This is a genomic window from Streptomyces sp. SID5910 (assembly GCF_009862125.1).
Lineage (GTDB): Bacteria > Actinomycetota > Actinomycetes > Streptomycetales > Streptomycetaceae > Streptomyces.
Genome location: NZ_WWHX01000125.1, coordinates 1 through 11,451, shown reverse-complemented (window position 1 = coordinate 11,451; position 11,451 = coordinate 1). Strand labels below are relative to the sequence as shown.

General features: G+C 72.3%; 10 protein-coding genes. 9 read left to right on the top strand and 1 reads right to left on the bottom strand.

Translation table 11 applies throughout. The features are described from left to right. A partial coding sequence (locus GTW67_RS04740; protein ID WP_161163535.1) for an ATP-binding protein occupies positions 1-2,061 on the bottom strand: 2,061 nt, incomplete at its 3' end. Between the two features lie 136 nt (positions 2,062-2,197). On the opposite strand from GTW67_RS04740, the gene GTW67_RS04735 reads away from it, so the two are divergent. From GTW67_RS04735 to GTW67_RS04695, 9 genes are all read left to right on the top strand, one after another. Next, a complete protein-coding gene (locus GTW67_RS04735) occupies positions 2,198-2,674 on the top strand; it encodes a DUF948 domain-containing protein (protein ID WP_161163534.1) in 477 nt (158 codons plus the stop codon). A gap of 7 nt (positions 2,675-2,681) precedes the next feature. Next, complete coding sequence (locus GTW67_RS04730; RefSeq protein WP_161163533.1) at positions 2,682-3,032, top strand: hypothetical protein; 351 nt, start codon at positions 2,682-2,684, stop codon at positions 3,030-3,032. Next, positions 3,032-5,704, top strand: a complete 2,673-nt coding sequence (alaS, locus tag GTW67_RS04725; RefSeq protein ID WP_161163532.1) for an alanine--tRNA ligase — start codon at positions 3,032-3,034, stop codon at positions 5,702-5,704. The genes GTW67_RS04730 and alaS overlap by 1 nt, the downstream gene beginning before the upstream one ends. A gap of 8 nt (positions 5,705-5,712) precedes the next feature. Then, on the top strand, positions 5,713-6,177 hold the full coding sequence (ruvX, locus tag GTW67_RS04720; RefSeq protein ID WP_161163531.1) for a Holliday junction resolvase RuvX: 465 nt from the start codon (positions 5,713-5,715) through the stop codon (positions 6,175-6,177). Between the two features lie 128 nt (positions 6,178-6,305). After that, on the top strand, positions 6,306-8,045 hold the full coding sequence (gene mltG / locus GTW67_RS04715) for an endolytic transglycosylase MltG (protein WP_161163530.1): 1,740 nt from the start codon (positions 6,306-6,308) through the stop codon (positions 8,043-8,045). Further along, a complete protein-coding gene (locus GTW67_RS04710) occupies positions 8,045-8,872 on the top strand; it encodes a shikimate dehydrogenase (RefSeq protein WP_161163529.1) in 828 nt (275 codons plus the stop codon). The genes mltG and GTW67_RS04710 overlap by 1 nt, the downstream gene beginning before the upstream one ends. A gap of 225 nt (positions 8,873-9,097) precedes the next feature. Then, positions 9,098-9,424: a hypothetical protein gene (locus GTW67_RS04705; protein ID WP_161163528.1), complete on the top strand. Its 327-nt coding sequence runs from the start codon at positions 9,098-9,100 to the stop codon at positions 9,422-9,424. Between the two features lie 161 nt (positions 9,425-9,585). Next, positions 9,586-10,770, top strand: coding sequence for a chorismate synthase (gene aroC / locus GTW67_RS04700; protein WP_161163527.1), 1,185 nt, complete (start codon positions 9,586-9,588; stop codon positions 10,768-10,770). Further along, positions 10,767-11,451 (top strand): shikimate kinase (locus GTW67_RS04695; RefSeq protein WP_237518662.1); only part of this gene is annotated, 685 nt, incomplete at its 3' end. The genes aroC and GTW67_RS04695, both read left to right, overlap by 4 nt.

Genomic DNA, 11,451 nt, shown 5'->3' with positions numbered 1-11,451 from the left:
CAGCGCCCGCGTCACCGCCTCCGCACGGCCGAGCCGCGCCCCGTGCCGCACATGCTCCTCGTACCGCTCGTCGCCCAGCTGCTCCCGCGCCGTCGCCTCGCACAGCTCGTGCGGCGCGTTGTAGTAGGCCGAGCCGAACAGCGGCAGCCCCACCGACGGCCACATCCGCCCCGCCGCCCCCTGGAGCACCGCGGCCTCCGCGGCGTCGCCCTCCGCCGCCGTGACCAGGGCCAGCAGCTCCAGCGCCAGCACCGAACCGAGCTGGTCCCGGAAGCGGTGGGCGCCCGCCAGACAGTCGGTCAGCAGCTCACGGGCGCGCACCGGATCGCCCTCGCTCCACGCCGCGTACGCCAGCACGTACAGCGCGTACCCCCGGGCCCAGCGCTCGCCGTGGTCCTCGCACACCTGGCGCACGTCCTCGCACAGCCGCACCGCGTCCGGCAGATCGCCCTGGAACGCCCGGGTCATCGCCAGCTCCACCTGGCCCATCAGCACATTGGTGTTGAGCTCGCCGATCTGCCGGTAACGGCGCAGCGCCGACCGCAGCAGCGTCTCCGCGCGCGCCATGTCGTCCGAGACCAGCGCCAGACACCCGGTGCGGTGCTCCGCGTACGCCACCGCCGTCGGGTTCTCGGACCGCTCGGCCTCCTCCCGGCACTCGTGGAGCGCCGCCAGCGCGGGCACGGTGTCGCCCTGGAGGATCGCCACGTAGCCGAGCACCCACAGCGCCTTCAGCCGGGACTGCTCGCCCGCCGGCCCCTCCACGTCCAGCCGCACCGCCTGCTCCAGCCAGCGCCGTCCCTCCGACAGCCGCCCGCAGCCGACCCAGTGGAACCACAGGGCACCCGCCAGATACTGGCCCAGGTGCGCCTCGTCCGGCTCGGCCAGGCAGTGCTCCAGGGCGCCGCGCAGATTCGGCAGCTCCGCCTCCACCCGGGCGGCCACCTCACGCTGGCGCGGCGAGAACCACTCCAGCTCGCACCAGGTCGCCAGCCCTACGTACCAGTCCCGGTGCCGCCGACGCAGCCGCGGCGCGTCGCCCGTCGCCTCCAGCCAGTCCGCGCCGTACGCCCGCACCGTGTCGAGCATCCGGTAGCGGACCCCGGCCTGCGTCTCCTCACGGGTCAGCACCGACTGCGCCAGCAGCGCGCAGACCACGTCGAGCACCTCGTCGGCGGGCAGACCCTCGCCGCTGCACACGTACTCGGCGGCCTCCAGGTCGAACGACCCCGTGAACACCGACAGCCGCGCCCACAGCAGCCGCTCCCCGGGCGTGCACAGCTCGTGGCTCCAGCCGATCGCGGTGCGCAGCGTCCGGTGCCGGGGCAGCGCGGTGCGGTCCCCGCCGGTCAGCAGCCGGAAGCGGTCGTCGAGCCGCCGCAGCATCTGCCCCGGCGACAGCGCGTCCAGCCGCCCGGCAGCCAGCTCGATCGCCAGCGGGATGCCGTCCAGCCGCCGGCACAGCTCCCGCAGCACGTCCTCCGCCTCGGCGTCCACGGCGTCCCCGCACGCGAGGTCCCGCTGCGCCGCCCGGACCGCCAGCAGCTCCACCGCCTCCTCCGGGCCCAGCGGCGCCAGCGGGAGCAGCCGCTCCCCGGTCACGCCCAGCGGCCTGCGCCCCACCGCCAGCACCCGCAGCCCCGGAGCGCGGCCCAGCAGGACGCCGGCCAGCGCGCCGCAGGCGTCCACCAGGTGCTCGACCCCGTCCAGGACCAGCAGCAGCTCCCGCTCGGCGAGATGCGCGAGCAGCGTCTCGCGGGGCAGGCGCGTCGTGTGGTCGGTCAGCCCGAGCGCCTCCACGACCGCGTAGTCGACGAACTCCGGATCGCGCACCGGCGCCAGGTCCACCCGCCAGACCCCGTCCCGGGGCGCGCACCGCGCCGCCGCCCGCGCCGCCAGCCGGGACTTGCCGACCCCGCCCGGCCCGGTCACCGTCACCAGCCGGGTGGCACCGAGGGCCCGGACCAGCCCGGCGAGCTCCGCCGCGCGCCCCACGAAGACGTCGAGCTCCAGCGGAAGGTTGCCGTGCGGTGAGCTGGCGTCGCGCCGAAGATCTCGCATGGAACACGGAGCGTACTGGCCCGTAATCACTCCGTACAATCGCTTCGCCCGACTTCCCCGCCCGCGGACGGGAATCCGGTACGGAGCCCGGTGCCCGGCGCGATAGGCTCGGTGCACGACTTTCTCGATGTTCTCGATGTTCAGGCACGTTTCAGGGAGCGGGTGCACAGTGTCCGGTGGCGAGGTGGCCGGGATCCTGGTGGCAGTCTTCTGGGCGATCCTGGTCTCCTTCCTCGCCGTCGCACTGGCGAGGCTGGCCCAGACGCTCAGGGCGACCACCAAGCTCGTGGCGGACGTGACCGACCAGGCCGTCCCGCTGCTGGCCGACGCCTCCTCCGCGGTGCGCTCCGCGCAGACCCAGATCGACCGGGTCGACGCGATCGCCTCCGACGTCCAGGAGGTCACGTCGAACGCCTCGGCGCTGTCGACCACCGTCGCCTCCACCTTCGGCGGCCCGCTGGTCAAGGTCGCCGCGTTCGGCTACGGCGTGCGCAGGGCACTCGGCGGTCGCAAGGAGGGCGTGCCCGCGGGCCCGGCCAAGGAGCCGCGGCGCACCGTGATCGTCGGCCGTACGATCCCGGCGGCGCGGCGGACGAAGCGGAAGAAGGACTGATCCAGCGATGTTCCGCCGTACGTTCTGGTTCGGCACCGGCATGGCCGCCGGTGTGTGGGCCACCACCAAGGTCAACCGGAAGCTCAAGCAGCTGACCCCCGAGAGCCTCGCCGCGACCGCGGCGAACAAGGCGATCGACGCGGGCACCCGGATCAAGGACCGCGCGGTGGGTTTCGCGCTCGACGTCCGCGACAACATGGCCCAGCGCGAGGCCGAACTGGACGACGCGCTCGGGCTGAACGCCCCCGTCGACCGCGAACTGCCCGCGGCCACGCGGTACACCGCCATCGAGAACGGCAACGACCCGAGGTACGTCGACAGGACGACGTACTCGTACAACCGGAATGAGGACCACTGATGGAGTCGGCCGAGATCCGCCGCCGCTGGCTGAGCTTCTTCGAGGAGCGCGGGCACACCGTCGTCCCTTCGGCGTCGCTCATCGCGGACGACCCGACTCTGCTGCTGGTCAACGCGGGCATGGTGCCCTTCAAGCCGTACTTCCTCGGCGAGGTCAAGCCCCCGTACAACCGCGCCACCAGCGTCCAGAAGTGCGTGCGCACGCCGGACATCGAAGAGGTCGGCAAGACCACCCGGCACGGCACGTTCTTCCAGATGTGCGGCAACTTCTCCTTCGGCGACTACTTCAAGGAAGGCGCCGTCAAGCTCGCCTGGGAGCTGCTCACCAGCCCCCAGGACAAGGGCGGTTACGGCCTCGACCCCGAGCGCCTGTGGATCACCGTCTACCAGGACGACGACGAGGCCGAGCAGCTCTGGCGCGAGGTCGTCGGCGTCCCCGCCGAGCGCATCCAGCGCCTGGGCAAGAAGGACAACTTCTGGTCCATGGGCGTGCCCGGCCCCTGCGGCCCGTGCTCCGAGATCAACTACGACCGCGGCCCCGAGTTCGGCGTCGAGGGCGGCCCCGCCGTCAACGACGAGCGGTACGTGGAGATCTGGAACCTCGTCTTCATGCAGTTCGAGCGGGGCGAGGGCACCGGCAAGGAGGACTTCGAGATCCTCGGGGACCTGCCGAGCAAGAACATCGACACCGGGCTCGGCCTGGAGCGCCTCGCCATGATTCTGCAAGGCGTGCAGAACATGTACGAGATCGACACCTCGATGGCCGTGATCGACAAGGCCACCGAGCTCACCGGCGTGGCCTACGGCGACGCCCACGCGTCGGACGTCTCCCTGCGCGTGGTCACCGACCACATCCGCACCGCCGTGATGCTCATCGGCGACGGCGTCACCCCCGGCAACGAGGGCCGCGGCTACGTGCTGCGCCGCATCATGCGCCGCGCCATCCGCAACATGCGCCTGCTCGGCGCCACCGGCCCGGTCGCCAAGGACCTGATCGACGTCGTGATCGGCATGATGGGGCAGCAGTACCCCGAGCTGATCACCGACCGCGAGCGGATCGAGAAGGTCGCCCTCGCCGAGGAGAACGCCTTCCTCAAGACGCTGAAGGCCGGCACCAACATCCTCGACACCGCCGTGAGCGACACCAAGGCCGCCGGCGGCAGCGTCCTCGCGGGCGACAAGGCGTTCCTGCTCCACGACACCTGGGGCTTCCCGATCGACCTCACCCTGGAGATGGCCGCCGAGCAGGGGCTGTCCGTGGACGAGGACGGCTTCCGGCGCCTGATGAAGGAGCAGCGGGAGCGCGCCAAGGCCGACGCCCGGGCCAAGAAGACCGGCCACGCCGACCTCGGCGCCTACCGCGAGATCGCCGACCGCGCCGGTGCCACCGACTTCATCGGCTACACCGACACCGAGGGCGAGTCCACGATCGTCGGCATCCTCGTCGACGGCATCTCCTCCCCGGCCGCCACCGAGGGCGACGAGGTCGAGATCGTCCTCGACCGCACCCCCTTCTACGCCGAGGGCGGCGGCCAGATCGGCGACACCGGCCGGATCAGGACCGACTCCGGTGCCGTCGTCGAGGTCCGCGACTGCCAGAAGCCCGTCCCGGGCGTCTACGTCCACAAGGGCGTCGTCCAGGTCGGCGAGATCACCGTCGGCGCGACGGCCCAGGCGTCGATCGACGACCGGCGCCGCAAGGCCATCGCCCGCGCCCACTCGGCCACCCACCTCACCCACCAGGCGCTGCGCGACGCGCTCGGCCCGACGGCCGCGCAGGCCGGTTCCGAGAACCAGCCCGGCCGCTTCCGCTTCGACTTCGGCTCGCCCTCCGCCGTCCCGACGGCCGTGATGACCGACGTCGAGCAGAAGATCAACGCCGTGCTCGCCCGCGACCTCGACGTCCGCGCCGACGTCATGGGCATCGACGAGGCCAAGAAGCAGGGCGCCATCGCCGAGTTCGGCGAGAAGTACGGCGAGCGCGTCCGCGTCGTGACCATCGGCGACTTCTCCAAGGAGCTGTGCGGCGGCACCCATGTGCACAACACCGCCCAGCTCGGCCTGGTCAAGCTGCTCGGCGAGTCGTCCATCGGCTCCGGGGTGCGCCGCATCGAGGCCCTGGTCGGCGTGGACGCCTACAACTTCCTCGCCCGGGAGCACACGGTCGTCGCCCAGCTCCAGGAGCTGATCAAGGGCCGCCCGGAGGAGCTTCCGGAGAAGGTCTCCGCCATGCTCGGCAAGCTGAAGGACGCCGAGAAGGAGATCGAGAAGTTCCGCGCCGAGAAGGTCCTCCAGGCCGCCGGCTCGCTCGCCGACTCCGCCAAGGACGTACGCGGCATCGCCCTGGTCACCGGTCAGGTCCCCGACGGCACCACGGCCGACGACCTGCGCAAGCTGGTCCTCGACGTGCGCGGCCGCATCCAGGGCGGCCGGGCCGCCGTGGTCGCCCTCTTCACCACGGCGGGCGGAAAGCCGCTGACGGTCATCGCCACCAACGAGGCCGCCCGCGAGCGCGGTCTCAAGGCCGGTGACCTGGTCCGCACCGCCGCCAAGACCCTCGGCGGCGGCGGTGGCGGCAAGCCGGACGTCGCCCAGGGCGGCGGCCAGAACCCGGCCGCCATCGGCGACGCCGTGGACGCCGTCGAGCGCCTCGTCGCCGACACGGCGAAGTAGGGCCGGCGATGCGCAGAGGCCGACGACTGGCGATCGACGTCGGTGACGCCCGGATCGGGGTCGCCTCGTGCGACCCCGACGGGATCCTCGCCACCCCGGTGGAGACCGTCCCCGGGCGCGACGTCCCGGCGGCACACCGCCGCCTGCGTCAACTGGTCGAGGAGTACGAGCCCGTCGAGGTCGTCGTCGGCCTCCCTCGCTCCCTCAAGGGGGGCGAGGGCCCGGCCGCGGTCAAGGTCAGGGCCTTCGCCCAGGAGCTGGCCAGGGGCATCGCCCCCGTCCCCGTACGGCTGGTCGACGAGCGGATGACGACGGTGACGGCGAGCCAGGGGCTGCGCGCCTCGGGCGTGAAGTCCAAGAAGGGCAGATCGGTCATCGACCAGGCAGCCGCCGTGATCATCCTTCAGCAGGCGCTGGAATCCGAACGGGTGTCAGGCAATGCACCCGGCGAGGGCGTCGAAGTGGTCATCTGATCGCGATACGGTAACGTTCCGCGCGATGCGGCGGCATTCGAACAGGCCCCGCACAGCAAGAGGCGGAACGGACGCCGGCCCCCCACGTCAGGCCGCGCGGACCACCGCCTCGCGGCTCTAGGGGATCGATGACTGAGTATGGCCGGGGCCCAGGCTCCGAACCGTGGCATCCGGAGGACCCGTTGTACGGGGACGGCGGATGGGGCGGACAGCAGGCCCAGTCGGGTCAGCAGTCCCCCTACGGCGGCCAGCCGCAGCACTACCCGCAGCAGCCGCAGCAGAACCAGTACGGCGGCTGGGACGACGGCGGCCAGGGCGGGTACGGCGGGCAGCAGTACGACCAGTACGGCCGGCCCCTCCCCGAGCCGCAGTACGACCAGTACGGTCAGCCGCTTTCCGCGCCGCAGCACGATCAGTACGGTCAGCAGCAGTACGACCAGCAGTACGCGGCCCAGGCCCAGCCGCAGCAGGGCCAGGGCTACGACGACGGCGGCTGGGGGAGCGGCGCGCATCCCCACGCGCAGTACCCGGGCGACCCGTCGGACCCCTACGGCCAGCAGGGCGCCGCGTACGGGGCCGAGCAGCCCGACTTCTACGGCACCCCGGAGGCGTACCCGCCGCCGGAGCCGCCCGGCCGCAGGCGCGCCGAACCCGAACCGCGGGACACCGACTGGGACCCCGGGCCCGACGAGGGCGAGCACGCCTTCTTCGCGGGCGGGGACGACGGCGATGCCGAGGACGACAAGGGCGGCGGCGGCCGTAAAGGCCGGGGCCGGGGCGGCAAGCAGAAGAAGGGCCGCAGCGGCATCGCCTGTCTCGTGGTCTGCCTGGTGCTCGGCGGTGGCGTGGCGGGCGTCGGCTACTTCGGTTTCCAGTTCTACCAGGACCGTTTCGGCGCGGCCCCGGACTACGCGGGCGACGGCAACGGCCAGAAGGTCACCGTCACCGTCCCCAAGGGCGCGGGCGGAGCGACGATCGGGCAGGAGCTCAAGCGCCAGGGCGTGGTGAAGAGCGTCGACGCCTTCGTCAGCGCCCAGCAGAGCAATCCCGAGGGCAAGAGCATCCAGGACGGCGTGTACACGCTGCAAAAGGAGATGTCGGCCGCGAGCGCGGTGCAGATGCTGCTCGACCCCAAGAGCCGCAGCAACCTGATCATCGCCGAGGGCTCGCGCAACGTACAGGTCTACCAAAAGATCGACGAGCAGCTCGGGCTCAAGAAGGGCACCACCGCCGGCGTCGCCAAGAGCCAGTGGAAGAACCTCGGCCTGCCCGCCTGGGCGATGAACCACAAGAACGTCAAGGACCCGCTGGAAGGGTTCCTCTACCCGTCCAGTTACGGCGCGGCCAAGGGCCAGAAGCCCGAGGACGTGCTCAGGCAGATGGTGGCGCGGGCCAGCGAGAAGTACCAGGACCTCGGTCTCGAAGAGCAGGCCGCGAGCCTCGGTCTCGAAGGACCGTGGCAGCTGCTGACCGTCGCGAGCCTGGCGCAGGCCGAGGGCACGAGCCACGACGACTTCCGGCGGATGGCGGAGGTCGTCTACAACCGCCTCAAGCCGGGCAACGAGCAGACCAACGGGATGCTGGAGTTCGACTCGACGTACAACTACGTCAAGAACCAGAGCAAGCTGGACCTGTCGCTCAGCGAGCTGCGCAACTACGACAACCCGTACAACACGTACTACTACAAGGGGCTGCCGCCCGGTCCGATCGGCAACCCCGGCGAGGAGGCGCTCAAGGGCGCGCTCGCCCCGACCTCCGACGGCTGGTACTACTTCATCTCGCTCGACGGCAAGACGAGTGAGTTCACCAAGACCAACGAGGACCACCAGAAGCTGGTCGACAAGTGGAACGCGTCGAGGAAGAACTGATGTCCGCACCCCGCCGAGCCGCCGTGCTCGGCTCCCCGATCGCCCACTCCCTCTCCCCGGTGCTGCACCGCGCCGCCTACGCCGAGCTGGGTTTGGAGGGCTGGACGTACGACCGCTTCGACGTCGACGAGGCGGCACTGCCGGGCTTCTTCGAGAAGCTGGGCCCGGAGTGGGCGGGACTGTCGCTGACCATGCCGCTGAAGCGGGCGGTGATCCCGCTGCTCGACGGCATCAGCGAGACGGCGGCCTCCGTCGACGCGGTGAACACCGTCGTCCTCACCGAGGACGGCCGCGCGACCGGCGACAACACCGACATCCCCGGCATGGTCGCCGCCCTGCGCGAGCACGGCATCGAGAAGACCGACACCGCCGCGGTCCTCGGCGCCGGCGCCACCGCCTCCTCCGCGCTGGCCGCGCTGGCCCGGGTCTGCACGGGCGAGGTCACCGTGTACGTGCGCAGCGAGGCACGCGCCGCCGAGATGCGGGGCTGGGCCGAGCGGCTGGGCGTCGAGGTGCGCATCGCCGACTGGGCCGACGCCGAGCAGGCGCTGCACGCCCCGCTGGTCGTCGCCACCACCCCGGCCGGCACCACCGACGCGCTGGCCGCCGCGGTGCCCGAGATGCCCGGGACCCTCTTCGACGTGCTGTACGACCCCTGGCCGACCCCGCTCGCGGCCCGCTGGTCGGCGCACGGCGGTGCCGTGGTCAGCGGCCTCGACCTGCTGCTGCACCAGGCGGTCCTCCAGGTCGAGCAGATGACGGGCCGCGCCCCCGTCCCCCTCGCCGCCATGCGAAAAGCAGGCGAGCACGCCCTCGCGGAACGCTAGGTCCTGTCGTCAAACTCCCGTCGTCCGCCCGGAGGGCGGGCCTGGCGGCGTCAGGTGCGTGCTCTCGGCGTGCCGGCCCCTGATCCTCGTACTGGATGTACTTGGGTCAGGGGCCGGTGCGGCGAGAGTGTGTGCATGGCGCCGCCAGGCAGGCGGGAGTTTGACGACAGGGCCTAGGATCCGTCCGGTTCCGCAGGGGGTGGAACCGGGAGGGGAAGGCGATCCATGTCCACAGGCGTGCCTCTGGCGTCCGTCAAGAGCCAGATATTCGAGGCCGTCCTCGGCTTCCTGCCCGACTGGGTGCAGATCACGGTGATCGCCCTGGTGCTGCTGGCCCTCGTAGCGTCCTGGGTGGTCAAGCTGGTGCGCCGCGTCGCCGCCCGGCGTGCGGCACGCGGCGGTGCGCCGGACCCGGCCGTGACGCAGTACGGCTCGCAGGGCCGCGGCGCCGACTACCTGGGTCCCTACGCCCCGCCCCGGTCGCCGCAGAGCGGTGCCGACTTTCTCGGTTCCTACGCGCCCCCTCGGCGTCAGGGCGACGGCTCCGTCTGAGACCGGCCGTCCGTCAGATGGACCGGCGGGCGGGCCGGGCGGCCGGACGTGGGAGGATCGGAGGTGGCGGACCGGGGCCCGCGCACCCGGACACGCCGCCGCCGTACGCACAGCAGACGCGTACGCGGGCCGTACCGGGGCGCGAGCACTGAGGAGCACCGTTGAGCAGGTTGCGCTGGCTGACCGCGGGGGAGTCCCACGGTCCCGCACTCGTCGCGACGCTGGAGGGTCTGCCCGCCGGCGTGCCGATCACCACGGACATGGTGGCGGACCATCTCGCGAGGCGGCGGCTCGGCTACGGGCGCGGCGCGCGGATGAAGTTCGAGCGCGACGAGGTCACCTTCCTCGGCGGTGTCCGCCACGGCCTCACCATGGGCTCCCCGGTCGCCATCATGGTGGGCAACACCGAGTGGCCCAAGTGGGAGCAGGTCATGGCGGCCGACCCGGTCGACCCGGACGTGCTCGCGGGACTCGCCCGCAACGCCCCGCTGACCCGCCCCCGCCCCGGCCACGCCGACCTCGCGGGCATGCAGAAGTACGGCTTCGACGAGGCCCGCCCGATCCTGGAGCGCGCCTCCGCACGCGAGACGGCCGCCCGCGTGGCCCTGGGCGCCGTGGCCCGGTCGTACCTCAAGGAGACGGCCGGCATCGAGATCGTCAGCCATGTCACCGAGCTGTGCTCCGTGAAGGCCCCGCAGGGCGCGTACCCCACCCCCGCTGACGTCGAGAAGCTGGACGCCGACCCGCTGCGCTGCCTGGACGCGGACACGTCCAAGGCGATGGTCGCGGAGGTCGACCAGGCCCACAAGGACGGCGACACGCTCGGCGGCGTGGTCGAGGTGCTGGCGTACGGCGTCCCGGTCGGCCTGGGCTCGCACGTGCACTGGGACCGCAAGCTGGACGCCCGCCTCGCCGGTGCCCTGATGGGCATCCAGGCGATCAAGGGCGTCGAGATCGGCGACGGTTTCGAGCTGGCCCGGGTGCCCGGCTCCAAGGCGCACGACGAGATCGTCGGCACGCCCGAGGGCATCCGCCGCGTCTCCGGACGCGCCGGCGGCACCGAGGGCGGCCTGTCCACCGGCGAGCTGCTGCGCGTCCGCGCCGCGATGAAGCCGATCGCGACCGTGCCGCGCGCCCTCAAGACCGTGGACGTGGCCACCGGCGAGGCCACGCAGGCCCACCACCAGCGCTCCGACGTCTCCGCGGTCCCGGCCGCCGGCATCGTCGCCGAGGCGATGGTCGCCCTGGTCCTCGCGGACGCCGTGGCGGAGAAGTTCGGCGGCGACAGCGTCACCGAGACCCGCCGCAACGTCACCTCGTACCTCGAGAACCTGGCCATCCGATGAGCACCCCGCTGATCGTCCTGGTCGGACCGATGGGCGTCGGCAAGTCCACCGTCGGGCAGCTGCTCGCCGAGCGCCTCGGCACCGCGTACCGGGACACGGACGCGGACATCGTCGCCGCGCAGCAGCGCGCCATCGCGGAGATCTTCGTCGACGACGGCGAGGCGGCCTTCCGCGCCCTGGAGAAGGAGGCCGTGCGCCGTGCGGTCGCCGAGCACGACGGCGTCCTCGCCCTCGGCGGCGGCGCGGTCCTCGACGCCGGCACCCGCGGCCTGCTCGCCGGGCAGCGCGTCGTCTACCTCTCGATGGACGTCGAGGAGGCCGTCAGGCGCACCGGCCTGAACGCCGCCCGCCCGCTGCTCGCGGTCAACCCGCGCAAGCAGTGGCGCGAGCTGATGGAGGCCCGCCGCCACCTCTACGAGGAGGTCGCCACGGCCGTCGTCGCCACCGACGGACGGACGCCCGAAGAAGTCACGCAAGCCGCCCTGGACGCACTGGAGTTGAAGACTGTATCCCCCGGGGGGCAACCCCCGGACCCCCGGCCGGAGGACGCTGCGGTGAACGATGTGACAAGGATCCAGGTCGGCGGCACCGCGGGGTCCGACCCCTACGAGGTCCTGGTGGGCCGTCAGCTCCTGGGCGAACTCGCCGGCCTGATCGGCCCGAAGGCCAAGCGGGTCGCCG